The organism is Chryseobacterium sp. CFS15, from assembly GCF_031118795.1.
Classification (GTDB): Bacteria; Bacteroidota; Bacteroidia; order Flavobacteriales; family Weeksellaceae; genus Chryseobacterium; species Chryseobacterium indoltheticum.
On the sequence record NZ_JAVHYL010000001.1, the window covers coordinates 91711 to 111633 of the forward strand.

General features: G+C 31.4%; 19 protein-coding genes. 12 read left to right on the plus strand and 7 right to left on the minus strand.

Annotated features, from left to right (window positions below):
- Nucleotides 1–84 precede the first annotated feature (84 nt).
- The 3 genes from OH814_RS00455 to OH814_RS00465 all read right to left on the minus strand — a co-directional run bounded on the left by OH814_RS00455 (nucleotide 85) and on the right by OH814_RS00465 (nucleotide 1904).
- Nucleotides 85–243, minus strand: a complete 159-nt coding sequence (locus OH814_RS00455) for a hypothetical protein (RefSeq protein WP_308826709.1) — start codon at nucleotides 241–243, stop codon at nucleotides 85–87.
- Nucleotides 244–738: 495 nt separating this feature from the next.
- Nucleotides 739–1410 carry a glycosyl transferase gene (locus OH814_RS00460; RefSeq protein ID WP_201134397.1) on the minus strand — a complete coding sequence of 224 codons (672 nt, stop codon included), beginning with the start codon at nucleotides 1408–1410 and terminating at the stop codon, nucleotides 739–741.
- Nucleotides 1407–1904: a hypothetical protein gene (locus OH814_RS00465; protein ID WP_201134396.1), complete on the minus strand. Its 498-nt coding sequence runs from the start codon at nucleotides 1902–1904 to the stop codon at nucleotides 1407–1409. The genes OH814_RS00460 and OH814_RS00465 overlap by 4 nt, the downstream gene beginning before the upstream one ends.
- 106 nt (nucleotides 1905–2010) lie before the next feature.
- Between OH814_RS00465 and OH814_RS00470 the strand changes: the two genes are divergently transcribed.
- The 3 genes from OH814_RS00470 (at nucleotide 2011) to OH814_RS00480 (ending at nucleotide 2667) form a co-directional block, all read left to right on the plus strand.
- A complete protein-coding gene (locus OH814_RS00470; RefSeq protein ID WP_308827002.1) occupies nucleotides 2011–2157 on the plus strand; it encodes a winged helix-turn-helix transcriptional regulator in 147 nt (48 codons plus the stop codon).
- 160 nt (nucleotides 2158–2317) lie between these two features.
- Nucleotides 2318–2527 (plus strand): hypothetical protein, encoded by a 210-nt coding sequence (locus OH814_RS00475; RefSeq protein WP_308826710.1) that lies wholly within the window; start codon nucleotides 2318–2320, stop codon nucleotides 2525–2527.
- Complete coding sequence (locus OH814_RS00480) at nucleotides 2524–2667, plus strand: hypothetical protein (protein WP_308826711.1); 144 nt, start codon at nucleotides 2524–2526, stop codon at nucleotides 2665–2667. Before OH814_RS00475 ends, OH814_RS00480 begins: the two co-directional genes overlap by 4 nt.
- A 301-nt stretch (nucleotides 2668–2968) precedes the next feature.
- Here OH814_RS00480 and OH814_RS00485 read toward each other — a convergent pair whose 3' ends face one another.
- The gene (locus tag OH814_RS00485) at nucleotides 2969–3337 is read right to left on the minus strand and encodes a DUF1016 N-terminal domain-containing protein (RefSeq protein WP_308826712.1); all 369 of its coding nucleotides are present in this window, start codon (nucleotides 3335–3337) and stop codon (nucleotides 2969–2971) included.
- A 235-nt stretch (nucleotides 3338–3572) separates the two neighbouring features.
- Here OH814_RS00485 and OH814_RS00490 point away from each other — a divergent pair, with 235 nt between their 5' ends.
- Complete coding sequence (locus OH814_RS00490; RefSeq protein ID WP_308826713.1) at nucleotides 3573–4859, plus strand: AbiH family protein; 1287 nt, start codon at nucleotides 3573–3575, stop codon at nucleotides 4857–4859.
- A gap of 360 nt (nucleotides 4860–5219) precedes the next feature.
- Here OH814_RS00490 and OH814_RS00495 read toward each other — a convergent pair whose 3' ends face one another.
- Nucleotides 5220–5591 carry a hypothetical protein gene (locus OH814_RS00495; RefSeq protein WP_308826714.1) on the minus strand — a complete coding sequence of 124 codons (372 nt, stop codon included), beginning with the start codon at nucleotides 5589–5591 and terminating at the stop codon, nucleotides 5220–5222.
- A 214-nt stretch (nucleotides 5592–5805) separates the two neighbouring features.
- Between OH814_RS00495 and OH814_RS00500 the strand changes: the two genes are divergently transcribed.
- The 6 genes from OH814_RS00500 to OH814_RS00525 all read left to right on the plus strand — a co-directional run bounded on the left by OH814_RS00500 (nucleotide 5806) and on the right by OH814_RS00525 (nucleotide 15711).
- On the plus strand, nucleotides 5806–7419 hold the full coding sequence (locus OH814_RS00500) for a T9SS type A sorting domain-containing protein (protein ID WP_308826715.1): 1614 nt from the start codon (nucleotides 5806–5808) through the stop codon (nucleotides 7417–7419).
- A 5-nt stretch (nucleotides 7420–7424) separates the two neighbouring features.
- Nucleotides 7425–10889 (plus strand): DUF5977 domain-containing protein, encoded by a 3465-nt coding sequence (locus OH814_RS00505; protein ID WP_308826716.1) that lies wholly within the window; start codon nucleotides 7425–7427, stop codon nucleotides 10887–10889.
- Nucleotides 10890–10928: 39 nt separating this feature from the next.
- Nucleotides 10929–14429, plus strand: a complete 3501-nt coding sequence (locus tag OH814_RS00510) for a DUF6443 domain-containing protein (RefSeq protein WP_308826717.1) — start codon at nucleotides 10929–10931, stop codon at nucleotides 14427–14429.
- A complete protein-coding gene (locus OH814_RS00515) occupies nucleotides 14407–14973 on the plus strand; it encodes a hypothetical protein (RefSeq protein ID WP_308826718.1) in 567 nt (188 codons plus the stop codon). The genes OH814_RS00510 and OH814_RS00515 overlap by 23 nt, the downstream gene beginning before the upstream one ends.
- 11 nt (nucleotides 14974–14984) lie before the next feature.
- Nucleotides 14985–15383 (plus strand): SMI1/KNR4 family protein, encoded by a 399-nt coding sequence (locus OH814_RS00520; protein ID WP_308826719.1) that lies wholly within the window; start codon nucleotides 14985–14987, stop codon nucleotides 15381–15383.
- Nucleotides 15384–15540: 157 nt separating this feature from the next.
- Nucleotides 15541–15711, plus strand: coding sequence for a hypothetical protein (locus OH814_RS00525; RefSeq protein WP_308826720.1), 171 nt, complete (start codon nucleotides 15541–15543; stop codon nucleotides 15709–15711).
- Nucleotides 15712–16238: 527 nt separating this feature from the next.
- On the opposite strand, the gene OH814_RS00530 is transcribed toward OH814_RS00525, so the two are convergent.
- Both OH814_RS00530 and OH814_RS00535 read right to left on the minus strand, forming a co-directional pair.
- On the minus strand, nucleotides 16239–16643 hold the full coding sequence (locus tag OH814_RS00530) for a hypothetical protein (protein ID WP_308826721.1): 405 nt from the start codon (nucleotides 16641–16643) through the stop codon (nucleotides 16239–16241).
- A 601-nt stretch (nucleotides 16644–17244) separates the two neighbouring features.
- A complete protein-coding gene (locus OH814_RS00535; RefSeq protein WP_308826722.1) occupies nucleotides 17245–17718 on the minus strand; it encodes a hypothetical protein in 474 nt (157 codons plus the stop codon).
- A 500-nt stretch (nucleotides 17719–18218) separates the two neighbouring features.
- On the opposite strand from OH814_RS00535, the gene OH814_RS00540 reads away from it, so the two are divergent.
- Together OH814_RS00540 and OH814_RS00545 are read left to right on the plus strand one after the other, a co-directional pair.
- Complete coding sequence (locus OH814_RS00540; RefSeq protein WP_308826723.1) at nucleotides 18219–18662, plus strand: JAB domain-containing protein; 444 nt, start codon at nucleotides 18219–18221, stop codon at nucleotides 18660–18662.
- A 61-nt stretch (nucleotides 18663–18723) separates the two neighbouring features.
- Nucleotides 18724–19689, plus strand: a complete 966-nt coding sequence (locus tag OH814_RS00545; RefSeq protein WP_308826724.1) for a zincin-like metallopeptidase domain-containing protein — start codon at nucleotides 18724–18726, stop codon at nucleotides 19687–19689.
- Nucleotides 19690–19923: the final 234 nt, after the last annotated feature.

Genomic DNA, 19923 nt, shown 5'->3' on the forward strand with positions numbered 1-19923 from the left:
TTAAAAAAATAAATGTTATCAGTCTATAGAATTTATATTATATATAGACCAATAACATTATAAGTCATTTTTTAAAGACTAAAATTAGCAACAAGCAAAACCGTTACCAGGACCACCTACAAATCTGTGTTTTCCTGATGGGCAAGATGGATTTGTAAGAATGCATAGTGTACCTCCACTACCTGCCATAATACCTTTCAATTCTTTTCTAGATAATTCGTTTTTTGCTACAGCAAAGCTCATTTTTTTTAGCTTTTTTTCCATAATAAATTTTGTTTGTTAGTTATACCATAATTGGTTTTTAAATATGACAATAATGAGTGAATTAAAAAAGACTTTTAACGATTGTTAACAGTCTAATTTTCTAGATTGTCCTAAAAATATTAAATACAATATTATATGTTCTTGCTGGAGCTACAACAGTTAATGCTGTAACCATAATTGTCTATTATAAAAAGCAGTTAAAATTTTTCAGATAGATTAACTATTATTTATGATTTGTTAACCTTTATTATGAACTTTGTCACGCAAAAAACTGTTTAAAAATATCCGAACGATTCCCTAAACACAATCGTATTTACTCTATTAGCAATTTCTGCAAAGATACTCAGTGATTTATAGTTTGATTGATAATCTCCCAGTATGGAAATTATATCATATTTTAAGCAAACCTCGGTCGAAAAATGTTTACTCTTTTCTAAACTTGCAAAATGAGGCTATAATTGTAGGTATAGATATTTAGATGCTACGTTTTTTAATGAACTCAAGGTATTTTCGATGGTAAAATGCTAATTCTTTATCTGCATTTTTAAAACATGTTTCAATGTCATCCTCATTATTATTCAGATTTTGGATGTCAGAATATCCAAATCCTTTTTGAACAGATATAAATGGATACATCACCATTTTATTTAATGTAAGTTCTGACAAAACATTATCTGCCCCATCTTCATCGCCAAATTTCACATTTAATATTTCATTATAAAATTTTTGATAGATGATTACAAACTGGGTACACCAAAAATGATTAATCCAGAATCTGTTTTCGGTAATTGGAACCACATAGTTAAAACCACCTCCGATTCCACCTAGTAAAAGATCTGCTCCATTAGCATGGGCATCTATTATATTTGAAATGAAATATTCCTTAGAGTAGGTTTCGGTAAAAACATGATCATCTTCTATTAATAAGATAACATCATCTTCATTAGTTTGCGCTAGCTTGATAATCTTTACAATACTTTCCCATAGTCCTACATTTCCATTTTTATGCTCACAAGCTTCAATGATATGAATATCAAATTCATCTTTCCCATCAAATTCTTTTAAAACGCTTGTCAAACGATCTTCTCTTTTTTTAAGATTAATAATATAAGTGGGAATAATAATATCTTCAAACTGTTCATTCATGATCGATAAAATTTACGAATCTGTTTAAGGTCTTCAATAATAATATTAGACCGCTCATAATGATCGACATCAGAGGAGCTTTGTTCTAAATTAATAAAAGGGTGCATGACAAAAATATTTTCTGCAATTTCAGATATAAAATCCTCAAGATTAACGTTTGTGAGATGTTTATTCTTAATGATTTTATAGAATATTTTGTTAAATAAAATTATGAAATTGAATCCATGAAACTTTTCAATACAAAATAGATTTTCATCAATCTGCAATATCTTATGAAAATTTTGTACCCCTCCTAAAAGTATATCTGCACTTTTTTCTTGAGCCTTACTGATACAGTTATTTATATATGTATTCAGTGAGATATCATTATTTTTTTTTGATGTACTGCATATAATGATAAAGTCACTATCTACATTTTTATTTAATATATCAGTAATCTTTTGTAAATAATCCTTTGTTTCACAGAAATAAATAATATTACCTGTACTTTCCACTATTCAACTTTTTTATTAAAATAAATATATAATAAAATACTCTTACAAAAGAAATTTGATATTCTTATTTTTTTTAATTAGCTTATTTTTTATTTTTTCATACGTATTGTTTATCTTAAAATTCAGACGTTCCGTTTATGGCGAAGTACCTCCACGGGTTGATTATGAAATGGCTGAAATAGCCAATGAACTCATTCCTATTTGTGGTCAGCTGGAAAGTTGGGGCTCCAAGCACACAGAAGTGGTGAAATAATTTTCAGTTTCCTTGACACAATTAAATTGTATTTGTGTAGTCGTCAATATTGTAGACAGGCTATACTTTAAAGTTCGGCTCTGATTCTGCTGAGCTGAGTAGGAGTAACAGCCAGATAAGAGGCTATCTGATGAAGTTTTAATCGGGAAATCAGCTGAGAATGATCTTTTTCCAACTTCAATTCAGCAGAACTTCCGATACTGGAAGAAACAGAGGAAATGCAGGAGCAGCTTTAGCAGATGTAAATTTCGTAAGAGCTTCAAGAACAGCCAGACCTTCAGTAAAGCTTTACCTTCAATCAATCTTGATTTACTTTATCGCGAAAGAGGTTTTGAATTTTACTGGGAATATTCGGGAAGAACAGACATGATCAGATTTGGTCATTATGAAGACATCTACACTTCAAAAACAAATACAGATCCTAGAAAAAGACTGTTCCCAATCCCTCAATCTGCTATTGACGGAGCGTCTAGTGTACCCGGATATTTGGTACAGAACGAAGGTTACTAATTTTTACTATATACTTTCAAGAAAACTATCGGCAATTTTTGTCGGCAGTTTTGATTATTGAAGTATAGTCGAGGGTTAGGCGTAAAATAAGTGGAATCTTAATATTTTCAACAGCAGACTTGACATTGAAATACCTAAATACGCCTGTAAATGAATAGATTTCTATGTACACTAATTTTCCTGCTTAAAAAAGCAGAAGTATCTTTGTAATGGCAGATGAATGAGTTGAGGGCAGGGGAGAAGGTTTATAATGATGGGTCGGTAAATAAGAATGCTAAAAATATCGGGGATATTTGAATTTTCATTGGAGAAGGGGTAAAATTGAGTTTTTCATTATAATTCTGTAGTGAGTCCAGCTCAATTCGGTACGCACTGCGTTCCAAATTGGAAATGCGATGAAAAAAGCCCGCATATTATTAAGATTTCTCTCGTTAAATCCTTTTCCAAATTCCAATGATAGATGATTCGCAAGATTTTTCAAAACGGATTTACCATACTTTGCAAGCAATTCACCATTTTGTTCATCCTCAATAATAAGCTGTCCAATTTCCCAATACATCTTGAGTAATATAGTATTACTGTTTCTATAAACCTGGTCTTTTGCATCAACAATAATTTTTGCAATGGAGCTGTAAAGATCTTGATTGAATTCTTGCGTTTTTTCTATCATTTTCCAAAATTACAAAATTTACTGTGGGTAGTTTAGCTAACATCAAAGACATTTTTCAGATTTTATTAGTTTATATAACACACCAAACATTCAGCAATTTAATAAATCCAAGATAGTAATATAATCGTTTTTTGAGATTATTTACCTTTTTAGTTTTAAGTTTCAGCAAACTTAAATCATTAATTATCGTAGATTATTGTTTTCACTTTTATTACATTTGGAAAACTTTTAATTTATGAACAGATTAGTGATTATTGGAAATGGATTTGACCTTGCTCATAAACTACCTACTTCCTATAGATCTTTTGTTGATTTTATTTGGAAGAATTTTCATAACATGGAAAAGATACCATTAATAAAAAATCTTTTTATTTTAAAACATCCAATAAACGTTGTTAGAACAGGCTTTTCTATGCGATTTGAAAACTACAATGACTTCTACAACAAAGTTCCTCAAATTCTGAATGATAGAAGTAATAATATAAATTTTGATTATGTAATTGAAAATACGTTTCACAATACAAAAACTTTCAAAATTATTGCTTACCATCGCTACGGTGGTGCTGATCCTCAAACTTATTTTGATTATAATAATAGGTTTTTTGAACTAATAACCGTTTTGAATGCAGAAAATTGGGTTGATATTGAAAATACTTATTACGATGTTTTAGTTTCTCTTCTGAATGGTGATTCAAAATATAAATATATTGAGAATGTAAAACGCCTTAATGAAGAATTCAATGAAGTAAAAAATCTTTTAGAATATTATCTTACTGAACATGTAGAAAACGCTTATCAATTCAATTTAGAATACTCTAATATGATGGATATTTGCGATCTGTTTGAACAAACTCATAGAAATCTTAGTGGAAACAATTATGATAAATATTTTTTAGAATTTCCTCCAGATTATCGTAGAAACTTAATTGATTTTGATCGAGGTCTAAGGCTTCAATCGAAAGACCCATCTTCATTTGAAAATCTTTTTTTAGATTTTAATTATACTCCAACAATATCAAACTACATCAACATTTTAAATCAGAAGGATGAAAGATATTGGGGGAAATCATCCCATATCCAGATTCATGGCAGATTACATGATATTAAAAATCAAATAAACTTTGGTTTTGGAGATGAAATGGATGACAATTATAATGTTTTAGAGAAAGTAAATGATAATCAATATCTCGAAAATATAAAATCATTTATGTATTTATCAAATTCAAACTATCGGAAATTACTTCAATGGGTAGAGAGCGGAGATTTCCAGGTATTTATCATGGGTCATTCTTGTGGGCTATCAGATAGAACCATGTTAAATACAGTTTTTGAGCATAATAACTGTAAATCAATTAAAGTTTTTTATCACGAAAAAGAAAATGGAACCGATAATTTCAAAGATTTAACACAGAATATTTCAAGACACTTTAATAAAAAAGCTTTAATGAGAACTAAAGTAGTTGATAAAAGTCTATCATCGCCATTACCACAAAACATAAGATTTCCGAGTTATGAACGATGATTAATTCCATTCCGCTTCTTAAGTACCAAGCCATATGGCCATATCTTGCAACATCTTCTAAGTGATTAAATTTGTCAATTGGTTGATTAACTATAATACCGATTATCTCTCTCCATTATAGTTTTTAACCTCTTTCTTTACTTTTGTGTAAAGATCATTTTTTGAGATTAATTACTACTTGAATTTTTCGATGTTATCTGCTTTTGAAACAGTTTTAGCTTTTCCTTTGACCATGGTTTCTGTAATATAAATCAGCTGTCCTTTTTATGTGTAAAATAATCAGACTTCAATAATCTGAAATATCCCTTTCTGAAATGTGGAATTTTTGAAATTTGAGTTTTGCTTTCATCACAAACAGTATCAGAAATTTTGAAAATTTACATTATTATCTGATCTGTCTTCACCTCTTGGAAATGAAATTTTTGGTACACCGTCTTTTACACATTCAGGAAAACATTTCATATATGCAATCGTGTTGACAGCAAGTCTGAACATTTTTGACAGCGTAATAGATTGTATATCCTGTTTTTTGCTTATATCCGCGTAAAACTTGTCTGACAAAACACCATTATTTTTTCCATGAAAGAAATATAATTCTATAGTATTATTTTCAAATAAACTCAAAGCAAAAGCATAACCGTTTTTCTCATCCGGAATATGCAGACCAAATGAATAATTGACACAGTTTACTTTGCTTTTTGTTTTGGTATAAATGATTTCTCTTTTTATCACCGTTTTTAAATTATTAATTTTCTTGAACTAATATGTCATTAAAATTCTTCTGATAAGATTACAATAATTTAATACGTCAAGTTTTGTCGCTTTTATGAATTACTTTTATCACATTAATATGATAACAATCACATTAATTCTCATTAAAGAGATTATATATGAAGTTAAAAAAAGTTAAATTCGCAAAAAAAATAATAATCAAAAACTCCAAATTATGAAAAAACTCTACATGAGTGCACTTTTGATATGCACAACCTCTGTATTGTATTCTCAGGATGTGGTATGGCAGAAAGATATTAAATCCTCTACTCAGGATTTTCTTTCTCAAGTTACTACAACTGTCGATCAACAATATCTTATCACAGGTAGCAGTATTCAGACAGCAGGTAAAACAGCAGCAGCTTCAAAACAAAACAACGGCTACGATTTCCATTTGGTTAAACTCAATCAACAGGGAGAAGAAGTCTGGGAAAAGTATTTTTCAGGGCAGAATCACGACTTTTTATCGGCAACGGTTGCGACACAGGAAGGAGGATTTCTTCTGGCAGGAACGTCGCATTCCGGAATGGGTCTAGATAAAAAAGACGCTTCGAAGGGAGGATCGGACATCTGGCTGATCAGAATCAATGAATTCGGAGATGAATTGTGGCAAAAAACATTAGGAACATCACAGGATGAAGAAGCAAGGTCTGTGATTCAGACCGCTGATCTTGGTTTTATGGTCGCCGGAAATGTTCAGAATGAAGCCAAGGGATTCGGCTCGAAAGATGTAACCGTAACAAGACTTGATAAGAACGGGAAGGTACTTTCAGAATTAGTTTTAGGCGGAAGAGGTTTAGATGAAGTAGAAAAGATGATACCAACCCCGGACGGGGGAGCTTTATTAGGAATTTATTCGAGAAGTAACTCTTTTACATACGTGCAATCGAGTGCGCAGGTAAAAAATAAAGATGTCAATATCAATTCTCTTAAGTCTCAAATTTATTATAAATCTACGGGAAATTTCGGTGAGGGCGATTACTGGGTAATCAAACTCAGCAAAGACAATAAAGTAGAATGGGAAAAGAATTTTGGAGGTAAAGGTGATGACCATTTGAGAACCATGGCTTTTACTTCTTCTGGATATATTATTGGTGGAGAATCGAGATCTGAAAAGTCAGGAAATAAAACGGTTGGAATTGAAGAAGGAACTGATGTCTGGCTGATTTCTTTAAACACAAAAGGAGAAGAGCAGTGGCAGAGATCGTACAACTTTAAGAACCGCGACATTTTAATGGGAATGAATGTGGTCAGCACAGGTGATGGTAGAAATTCTAAAGGAGTTTTATTGGGAGGTTATATTCAGGCAGAAGGAAGAATTGAAGCAGATGATGAGACCTTTTGGATGCTGTATATCGACAATGAAGGCAACGAACAATGGCGAAAACACGTAAAAGGTGAATCGAGAAAAAAAGAAGAAAGACTTTCTGATCTTAAGATGAATAAGGATGGTTCTATCGTACTGGCTGGAACAAGCGCCGAAGAATTAGGTAAAGAGAACTGGAAGATCGTAAAACTTGGTGACAGCCAGATTGACCAGTTGATAGAAAAACAAAATATAAAGATCTATCCTAATCCTGTTTCAGATTATTGTTATGTAGAAATAGGATTTGAATTTAAAGAATCAGATATCACATTGTATGACATGGGAGGAAGACAACTTCAAAGTTTGAAAACCAAAAATAAAATAACAAAGATTAATACACAAAACCTGATTCAGGGAGCGTATTTGATTGTTGTGAAAACGGATACTGAGAAAACTGCTAATGCTAAATTGATTAAGAAATAAAAATGATGAAGAGTAAATTAATACTATTAACATTTGTAATTGCCACTACTTTAATTAGGGCACAAGGAAAAATAAATGAAGATTATAACATTACAAAAAAAATAAATGTTTCAAATAATTATAACACTGGTAAAGTAGATATTGCTATTCCATTATTTTCTATTGACCTAGGAGAAACTCAATTTAATTCAAATCTTAGTTATCAACAAGAAATAATAAAGGGTGAACCATCTTTAACTGGAACAAATTGGGATATTAATACTTTTGGTAAGATTATAATTTCTTATTCAGAACAAAATCAGTTTTTACCACCTTTTTCACCTCTAAATGGTGTACATGAAGGTTATAACGATCCTCATCATGCAAGTATAGGTGTAGGTATGCCTAAAGAAAGCTGTATAACAACTGACATATCAAGTTATTCCAAATATCACTTATTGAATAATCCAACAAGTTTTACTAAAGGTTATAATCCCAACACTTTTTATTTTGATTTCTTTGGATATACAGGTTACATGATATTTGATAATGCCGGAAAATTTTTAATTAACTGTGAAAATGGGAATCTTCAAGCCGAATATTACGGTGAAAAGTGTTTTAATTTATACGGGAATATAACAAATATACCCCAAATTGTCATAAAGGATGATAAAGGTAACAAATTCTATTTTGGAGGAGATTACAATAGTGTTGATATGTACTATGGGAAAACTAAATTTACGAGTAATATGTATGGTGCGATTAACCCAACAAATTTCTACACAAACACTCATACTACATATATTTCATCATTCTCTCTGAAGAAAGTTGTGCTGTCTAATGGAAGAATTATTGAAGCTTTCTACAAACAGTCTAATAGGACAATTATGGATCCATTCATGAATGGTGGAATCTATTATAATGCTGATTACCCAAATGGTATACCATCCAAAACTGATCTTATGAATAATAATATTTTTTTAGGTGTGGACGAAGCTAAAGAGTTTGATTCACACGGTCAGACAGGATTTGCTAATGGTATTCTTATCGAAAAAATAACTGATGTCACCATTTATCAAAAAATGGCTGTTTTAGACTCGATACAGTTCTCAGATTATGGAAGTGCATATTACACTTACACTCATGCTACCAACTCACTGACTAAACCATTTCTTACTAACATAACACTTAAAGCATTCAATAAAAACATAAATCAAATTAATTTTAATTATTTGACTCTTAATAATTCAACATATTTAGAATCATTTTCAAATAATCAAGATCAATTTGCATTCACCTATTACACTGACTTTGGACCTCAACCTCAAACAAGTATTGGTGGACTTCTTAAGTCTGTGGTATATCCAACTAAAGGTACTAAAGAGTTCTTTTATGAACAAAATAGAATTTCAAAAATAGTAGGACACTCTGTAACAAATAACCAAGAACAATATTTTGTTAGTAATGTGAATCTTAATGGAGATGGATTTAGAGTGAAGGCAATTAATGCAAGTAATGGTAGTGAAAATTATCGAAAAAATTATTATTACAAAAATAATGATGGAACAAATTCAGGAATTGCCCCAATTCCTGAACCTTCTGGAAGTTCTAGTTATAACTTTTCATCAAACTCTAATACTAGTATATCTTTTTTAGGAAGGTACAATGATAATATAAGATATAGTACAGTAACTGAAGAAGTCGAAGGTAAAGGAAAGGAAGTATACTATTTTACTGATCTTCTCACAAATCCAGATTCAATAGCTACAAAGTCTATTTCTTCTAATACATCACTTGGTACATCAAATACATTATTTAGAATTCTTAAAAACAAAGAACGCGGTAAGTTATATAAGCTAGAAAAATATGATAAAGACAATACTCTGGTTTACTGGCAGGAAACAAAGTTTACCAATTTCCTAAATAATGTTTGGCCCATAAATCAAGTAAACAACAACTGTACATCATGTAAAATTTCAGATGATCGATTTTACGTTCCAATTAAAAATAACTCTTATCAATATCAACCTGTTCTTCCTTATTTGCCACAATCGATACGCACATGGGAAAAAAGAGGTGATAATCTAAGTAGTATAGTTGAAAATGTAAAACATTTTAAATATAACACAGCATATCAATATTGGCATTCGATGCCCATAGAAGAAAAAGAAGAAGCATTTGGAAGAATTAATATCTCTAAATTTTATTTTCCAGGAGACATTTTACGGGGTAATCCTTCGTGTATTACAGGAAACTGTCCTTCCGATTCTGAACTTGTGGGACAAAAATTTACAATTTACAAAGAAATGTTTCTAAACAATATTAATTTACCCGTTGTATCTGTCTATACTAATGATTTGGGAAAATCGTCGTTGACAGAAAATATATATATAAAGAATAGCTCGTCAAGTGATATTTTACGTAATGACAAAAAAAGAATTTCTTTATTAACTTCAAGTTTTAGTGCAAATAATTATACTCAGGCTGAAGTTATTGATGATATAAAGTACGATCAATACGATTCAAAAGGGAATTTACAGCAGTATACCACAAAAGATGGTATTTCAACTTCCATTATTTGGGGATATAAAAAGACTCAACCCATTGCAAAAATTGTGGGAGCAACATATGCTCAGGTTCAGAGTTTGGTTACAAATATTATTAATAATTCGGATGCAGATGTTGATAGTGATACAGAACAAAAATTAATTAAAAGTTTAGATTCTTTAAGAAAAGATTCAAATCTTTCACATTATCAAGTCACAACTTATACTTACGATCCACTAATAGGGATGACAAGTGTTACCCCTCCGTCAGGCATTAGAGAATCTTATAAATATAATCCTATCAATAAATTGGAAAAAATTGTTGACATTAATGGGAAGATCGTAAAGGATTATAGCTACCACTATACTCCAGTCAAGTATTTTAATACTGCAAAAAGCGAGGGTTTTGTAAGAAACAATTGTGGATATGATGCTTATGGAAGTACTTATAATTACATAGTTCCTGCTAATAAGTATATGTCACTTAATAGCCAAGCTGACGCAGATTATCAGGCGCAAAATGAAATTAATCTAAATGGACAAAATGCTGCTAATATGTATGGAGTCTGTGATTCTCCAGCATTTTGTTCATTTAATCCAGAGAATGACATAAATGATGTTACATCAACAATAGAAAGATTATCGGATATAAAAGTTAAAGTACAAATAAATATTCCTATATCACTAAATGGACTTAACAGCTTTAATAGTAGTCTTCCATTGCAGGGATTTTTCATCGGAGAAATAGCGGATGGATGTCAATTAATTTCAAACTCAAATCAATTAATGGCAATTGAAAATGGAAGGAAATGGATTGTAACAATGGGTATAAACGGATCAATTTTTATAAAGTTATTCGAAGGAGCAATAAGCCCTTCCTCGACTACTGCTGGTTCAATTAATTTAAATTTTGAGTATAACATAAATGATTCAAATTCCATTTAAGAGAGGTATTTGAAGTTCATATAATAAAATTATTGAATCATGAAAAAAATAATCATTCCAATAAGCGGATTGTTTGTAACAAGCTTTTATCATGCACAAGCAACCAATACCGAAAACTACATACAGACCAGAAACTATCTGGAACCTGTTACTATATCAAGTTCCACTCACAAGCAAATAGAAACCATTCAGTATTTTGATGGTTTGGGAAGGCCAAAACAGGTAGTTAATGTAAAAGCATCACCTTTGGGAAGAGATGTAGTGACACACTTCGAATATGATTCATTCGGGAGACAGAGTAAAGATTTCCTTCCCGTCCCTCAGGGTGGAACAATGAACGGGGCTATTGTTCCTAATCCGCTTTCAAATGCTCCCAATACACCTTTGGGCAACGAAATTATTTTTGCTAAAAAGGAGTTTGAAAATTCACCACTAGACAGAGTTTTAGAACAAAAACAAGTAGGGCAAGCCTGGAGTAATAAACCCGTAAAGTTTAATTATGACGTCAATGCGGACGGCGATGTAAAAAAATATACTGCCACATTTAATTATTCCACATTCGTGTCAGATATTGTTTTATCACCAACTGCGTATGCAATAGGTCAGCTATATAAAAATACAGTAACAGACGAGGACGGCAACAAAACAATAGAGTTTAAAAACGGAGCAGGACAAGTGGTATTGGTGAGAAAAATGCTTACTGCTACTGAGAGTGCGGATATTTATTATGTTTATAATGATTATGACCAATTAGCTTTTGTTTTATCTCCCAAAGCTGTGGATCAAATTAAAAATCTAAGTGCCGGAACAGCAATTACCTCCACAGTTCTTGATAATCTTTGTTATCAATATAAATACGATGGTAGAAATAGACTGGTAGAAAAGAAGATTCCAGGAAAAGATTGGGAATACTTTGTGTATGATAAAGCAGATCGTCTTATAGCAACACAGGATGCTAATTTAAGACCAGCTTCTAAATGGCTCGTTACAAAATATGATAAATTTGGCAGAGTTGCTTATACAGGAATTATGCCTCTTCCTGGTCAAACGCGAGCAGGATTACAGACGATTACTAATAATTATGTTATTACTGAGAACCGGGATGCACAGGGTTTTACAATGAGCGGAATGCAGATTTATTACACCAACGGTTTGTATCAGCAGATAGAAACCATACTTTCGGTAAATTATTATGATAATTATCCTCCCTATACACCATCATTTAATCCTACAGTAACTAATCTACCGTTGTTAACAGATGATTCAAGTTTAAATGTCAATACCAAAAGTTTACCCGTAGCTTCTTATGTTAAAAATATTGAAGATGATAACTGGACAAAAAATTATACCTGGTATGACCAGAAAGGAAGAGCCATCGGAACGTATTCTGTCAATCACTTGGGAGGTTATACCAAAACAGAATCTGAGCTTGATTTTTCGGGAACGCCAAAGATGGTAATTACTAAACATAAAAGGCTGGATAGTGATAGCGAAAGAGTAATTACCGAAAACTTTATCTATGACCATCAAAACAGATTATTGACCCATACCCACCAGGTTGACTCTAACCCTATAGAATATCTTGCCCAGAATAAATACAATGAGCTTTCGCAGCTGGAAAGCAAAAAAGTGGGTGGAACAATCTCTGGAAACGGCTTGCAGCAGGTAGATTATCTGTATAATATCCGAGGATGGATGACGCAGATTAACAATCCTGCTGATTTAAGTGGTGGAGATTTGTTTGGTTATAAAATTAAATATACCGATCCTATTTATACCAGTTTGACAACAGGGAAATTCAATGGTAATATTGCTGAAGTAGACTGGAGAAACTCTTATGATGGTATATTGAAAAGGTATGACTATACTTATGATGGGTTAAATAGGTTAAAAAACGGATTATATGCCGAGCCTGATGCAGTCAATCCTCAGAATGATAATTTTAATGAATATCTGACCTATGATCTAAATGGCAATATCCTCAGTTTGAAGAGAAATGCTCCACAGGTATTCTCTCCTACGGCAACAATGGTGGATGATCTGGATTATCAATACATAGGAAACCGCCTGACTCAGATAATTGAAAACCAGCTGAACAGTACGGGTTATGAAGGAGGAAATAATATAATAGATTATGACCTTAATGGTAATATGACCAATATGAAGGATAAAAGCATCCAAAGCATCGGTTATAATTATCTCAATCTACCTAATACTTTATCCATTCCCCAAATTAATATGGTGGGGCTCCTGGTACCTACCACTATTAATTACTTATATAGAGCAGATGGAGTAAAGCTTCGTAAATCATATATTAATGGAGGTGGAAGAGGACAGTCTACAACTACAAGTGTGACTGATTATTTGGATGGCTTCCATTACAGTTATGAGGAAACCGTAGGACCTTGCGAGTGGTGTCGTACTGAGTTTGCTTTTGAGGAGCAGGCTTATCAGAAGAAAGACATTATTCTTGATCCAGGAGGGGGTATCAAGCCTCCTCTCACACCAATATGGAGATTAAATTTTGTACCTACAGCAGAAGGGTTTTACAGCTTTGCAGAAAATCGTTATATTTACCAATATAAGGATCATTTAGGAAATACCAGATTAAGCTATACAAAAAAGGTAGATGGATCATTGGAAATCACTGATAAAAATGACTACTATCCATTCGGTCTTAATCATATTGGAGGATTAAAAGGGAACTTGGGTGGTTATTACAACTACAAGTACAACGGTAAGGAGCTTCAGGAGACAGGAATGTATGATTACGGCGCACGTTTCTATATGCCAGATATTGGAAGATGGGGAGTAATTGATCCACTGGCGGAAATTTACAGACGTCATAATCCATATGGGTATGCAATTAATAATCCTATTAGATTTATTGATCCTGACGGAATGCGAATTGAATATGCAAATGATCCTAACAAGACAAAAAAAGAAAATAGAGAATTAAGAAGAGAATTCAAAAAAACACAACGAGAACTAAATAGTAAATCAGAAGAAGCTCGCCAGAATTGGAATATTTTAAAAGGTTCTGATAAAGTTCATACTATTCACTTAAACGAAAAAGATTCTGAAGGAAAGATGATTCCTATGCAAGTTAAGCCTAAAGATGGTTACGAAAAACAAAAAGGAGGTGGAACAGATATTTATCTTGACTTGAATGACACAACAATTAGTGGTGTTGATTTAGGAACAAATATAATTGGAATTGGTCATGAGGAAGGGCACGCTATCAGATTTGACCAAGGCTTAGTAGAGGAAAAATATCAAGGTAATATATTTGATACTGACCATTTTCTAAAATCAATGCAGCATATTTCTACTGTAAGTCAAAAAGAAGAATCAGAAGCTTCACATATTGAAAATATTATCAGAGCTCAAGTAGATCCCTCAGGTACAAAACTTCCTTTAAGAGAGTCGTATGATAACATTACCACTTATTATAAAAATCCATTTTCAGGAAAGATAGAAATTAGCTCAAAAAACATTAATGTAATTAAACCAGGATATGAATATTATAAAAAGAAGTAAACATATAAGTAGACATATTTTAATATTTTCAATTTTCTTATCATTTTTCACTTGTCAGGCTCAGTACAAAGATCAGATTGATAAATGTTTGATCATTACCGGAGGTAATAGTATTGATTTTACATTTCAGGACTTAAAGTTAAATAACGAAGTTCAAGATTTTTATAAATCAAAAAATAAGTATGATATTATAGTCATAAAGGATAAGAGCGGAGATTTAAATTATAGTTTTAAAAGATGGAAAAAAAGTGAAGATTTATGGGAATATAAAGAAGTAACCAATGGTAAAATAAGTAGTGTGAAAAAAGTTGAAATAAACGAAATGGATGTAGTTAATTTATTTAGTGATTTTGAGCCAATAGGAGTATTAAATATCTGCAATAATTGTTTTGATTGCAATAGATATATTGGACTAATCAAAAAAGATAATGATCTGTTTTTTTATCAATTAAATGAAAATATTGAAAATCAAAATGACCAAAGACTTATTAACTATCAGAAAATATTTAAATATTTCAACAATCTTCCCGAAGTTGCATATTAAAAATTAACTTCATGACCGCTAATGATTTAAAAATAAATGAATTTCAAAATAATAATAAAATATTAATTCCATCAGATCTTAAGCAATATTTTTTATTAATAAATGGGAGCAATGATATGCCATTAGATAATTTATATGAATTTTATAGTATTAATAGAATATTTAATGAATTTAAAGACTGGAACGGAGTATCAGACTATAACAAATTAGAGTTTCAACAATTTGAAAATGTTTTTATTTTTGGAAACTATGAATTTAATTTTTACTCTTTTGGAATAGAATTATCCAATACATTATCTTCTATAAATAGAATTTTTATCTTTTGCGGAAGTGAATATAGAATTATTGCTAATATTTTTAGTGAATTTATAGATTTGTATCTGGAGAATCCCGAAGAAATATATGTATAGTCTCTCCCACACTGGTGCGAGGGTCATGCTCGTTCCTTTGAAGATGAAAAGCCTCGCAATTTGCGAGGCTTTATTTTTGTAAGCTACTGTAAATCGTCTTAAAACCGGACATTTTATAACCCTAAAATTATTAACAAAAAACGATTAATTTTGCGTTATGAGAACGAGTATATTTACAGACAGCCAAATTTTGGCTATTTTAAATATGAGTCGGGACAAACAGCAAAAGAATTGTCGGAAATATGGATTTCATTATCAGATTTTGCACGATTGGAAAAAGAAATTCAGCGGGATTAATTCTACCAAAGAACTGGCAAAAATTAATTAACCGGAATCAGAGAATAATCTCTTGAAAAAGATGTTTGCCAACCTTAGTTTGGAACATGAAGAACTGAAAGACGTAATCTCAAAAAAGTGGTAATATTCTTTATTTCCACAGGAGTAATGGATTTATTACTTATTTCTACCACTATTTTCGTTTCCATAGCATACTGATTGGTCGTATTGTTCAATTCTAAATTGTGTTGTGGGGAGATAAAATGTCCGGCATTGCATATATATGAAATTTTAAAGAAAATTTAGTTTTTATTCTGCATTAAAAATTCAGATGAAGTAAATAATTTAATACAAACTTTGATTCTATACTTTACTTGAATTTTTGAAACAAGTTCTCAATAAATTGAATTTACATAGAAGGAATCTATAATTATTATCGTTTTGGCATATAATTTGTGTATAAGGAAATACCAACATTCATCATTATATTAATTGAAAATGAAAATCCTCAGCTTTACGTTGAGGATTTTTCAGTTTCTACTGATAGCTGTTCTTTATCTCGGATTTAAGTTTTGTATTTCAGCAACTTCTTGGGAATTTAAGTTGAAATTTAAAATGGCCGGCTTGTACAGAGGGCTGTCGATTCCCTTTAAATGATTCAAAATGTAAAACCCTGAATTCTTTTTTATATAACGTCGCTACTAGTGTATTGACATCAACAATCAAGATTTTCTGTTTTCTGTTTTCGGTCCATATCGGTAAAGCAATTTTTTGACTATTATCACTCCATAACACAGGTCCCGATGTCCAGTCATTAATTGTTACTATTTTGTCTTTGAAAGTTAAGTATGAAATTCCACCAAGAGGTGCGCCCATTGCAATTTCATTCAGTATTTCATATTCAATTCTATATTCTTTGTTTCGAGATAAAAGGTTTTTATCTGTATTGGAAAAATTCCAGGCTGTAATGATTTTATCAGTCATAAGTTGAGTGGTTTGATCAGTTACTCATTTTATACATTATCGGATTCTCCCAAATATAATTTATTATAAAAGCTGTTTAAACTAATTTAAAATTTAACCACAAAAGGAACAAAAGATAATTATAAAGCTATTATTAGATTATCAAAGTTCTCAAAAGAATAAAAAATCAAAGATTTTTAAAGATTTTTTGTGTGTTTTTTTTCTTTGTACTCATCAACTTTAGATAAAAGTATCTAAATATTTTGCCTCTTTTGTGGTTAAATAAAAAGTTTAAACAAGTTTATAATATAGAATTGGTCTACACATAGATTTTAATCTTTATTTTTTATGAATGATTTGATAAGGGTTTTAAATCGTACAGTTTTTTTGACAATTTGTATAATGATTAATACCTCGGGTTAAGTTACACTCTTTAAAATGCAGAATATTGATCTTTACAAATTAGATAACTGTAGCTTAATGCTTGGTATTTTTTTAAATTGGTACATCACAAATATTTTTCTTAAGATTACACTCTCAAGGTTGTTGCCAATCCAACTTTGTAATTAATTCGAAAAAATCACACAATTTGTAAGGGGTGGTATATATTATGGTTTTATTGCTAAACTATGCGTTGCAAGAATTTTTTATTTATTTCTTCCTTTATATAATTTTCATCTTCTTGATTTAGAAAACCTAAAGGTGCATATTCCGTATATTTCTTTTTGAAATTTTCGACCAATTTATCATATACTTTATCCTTTTCAACATATGGGGAATGATAATGGTCAATTTTTTCAAATTCTCTTTCGATATCGTTGAAAAATATTTGAAAGTAGATTCTGTCATTAATTTCTCTTTTCCAGTTTAGAAGCCAATTAATCTGACTTGCTATGGTGTTTGTATTTTCAGGATATCTCAAGTCTTGTTTTAAGAAAAAACGAGGATGACCGTTTGTAAACTTACAAACAAGATCATAATCTTTACCCATTCTTTTATTGAAATCTGAAAGATTGAGCTGAGCCATTTTTAAATTTTCTGCGTTTTTATCGAATGTTTCCTGAGGGATGTCGTTTTCAAAAGAAATTATATTCACTGCTAAATATTTTAAATAATGTACTGAGCAAATTGTAGTCCGTTAGATTTTTACTTTATAAGCTAATATCAAAATTTTTATTAAACAGTTGTCTTTGAGGCTATCTAATTTTCTATAGCAAATATATCCCGTAGTCTCTGCGGAAAAAAATCTTTTTGGGTATCCGTAAAGCAGAGCTTTCCAAACCCTCCACAAAAATATTTCAAGCTTTATCAATGTGCTTTCTTATTGTTTTCATGGAATTGATTGCAGTTTTCCTTGTGCCTGCCTGAATGGTAATCTGCATAGAAAAGTCAGAAACCTCACAAGATGCAAATGCAGTTCATTGAAATTTAGATCATCCTTATTCTCTTGGCATAAATCAGTTTAAAATGATATGACCCGAAGTAAAAGAATAGAAAAGATCAAAATTTCCTTCAATCTGCAATTTACAGAATTAACAGAGTTTTTAACAGCAGGTGCGGGAAAAACAGGTCTCCGCCGCACACGGAGCAAATACGATGAATTATAATATTATCAACGAAATTAAATTGAGCTATTCAAGAAAAGGGAACATAGATAAAACAGTTGTGAGTTCCTATGATGTTTCGGAAGTGTTCAGAGCCCATTTTGATGCGGAACAAATCGACTACAAAGAAAGTTTTTACGCATTGTATCTAGACCAGAAAAATAAAGTGTTAGGCATCAAAAAAATATCAGAATGCGGAATCAGTTCCACGTTAGTGGATGTCAGAATTGTGATGCAAGGCGCTTTGTTATGCAATGCAAGCGCAATTATTGTTTGTCATAATCATCCTTCGGGAAATCTAAAGCCTTCAATAGAAGATATTAAAATAACGGAGAAAATCAAAGAAGCTGCAAAGTTCTTAGACTTCTCTTTACTCGATCACATTATTCTGACTTCTGAGCATTATTGCTCTTTTCTGGATGAGGGTCATTTGTGATAAAGACTCATCAAAATGAAATGTTTCAAAGCAATTTAATATTAATTTAAAAAGTAACATCATGCAAAATATTACAGAAAACAAAAAAGTTTCAACTGGCAAAAAGGAAGGTAAACCTGATTTATTCATTGAGAGAATTTTAGAGAACCTTGATAAAGTCAATGCAAAAGACTGGGAAATGTACAGCGACCTGAGCGCTGTATACCCCTCAAATTTATTTACTGGGACACCTTACCAGGGCTACAATATTTTAGCGCTTTATTTGGATACGATGGTTAAGAAATTTTCATCGGCAAAATATGCAACATTTAACAGTATTGCGAAAGCTGGAGGACGATTAAAGAAGGGCTCAAAGGGATGCTTAATCGAATTTTTCACCTATGTTTTTAAAGATAAGGAAAGCGGAAAATTGATCAGTGCAGAAGTTGTGGCAAAGATGAATGATGATGAAAAAAGGAATGTTTTAAAAATTCCATGTGCCAGAAATTATACTGTTTTTAATGCTGAACAGATCGAAAATTTAGAAGAAATTAAAAACAGTTTTGAAGTTGAAGATCACGAAAAATCGGAAATTTTAGAAATGGAAAATTGCGAAACGTTCGTTTACCGTATCATCAAAAACGGAAATCTAAATTTGCGTTATTCTATTCATGAAATTGCTTTTTATTCTCCGGAATCTGATTTTGTAATGCTTCCGAAAAAGCAATATTTTATTTCGGCTTCAAAATATTACAGCACTCTGTTTCATGAGATTTTACATTGGACCGGGCACGAGAACAGACTTAACAGAAATCTGCACGGGTATGATGATAAAGCAAGTTATTCTTTTGAGGAATTAACAGCCGAAATGGGTTCAATGCTGCTTTGCCTTCAGTTTGGGATTTCTGATGAATTTCTCAATAGTGTTCGTTATCTGAAAAGTTGGTCGGGATCAAATCGAGAAGATCGAGCTGCAAAAATACGCAATGCATTTGTAGAGTCGAAAAGAGGAAAGAAATTTCTGGAAAATTTGCAGTACTGTATGTAGTTGATACCAGAAATGAAGACCTGACAGGAAAGAAATATCAATAGAGGATCTACAAACATACTCCCAAATAAACTGGCAAAGGGCTCGGTCTACCGCTTTAAATGTCGGCTTACGGCAAGATTTTGAAATAGCTTTAAAGCATTTCAATAGGGTTTCTTTAGAGCAAATAGCAGAGCGACAGGCTCTCTGCGAACTAATCATCCTTTATGAAAATTATAATAGTAAATACAATCA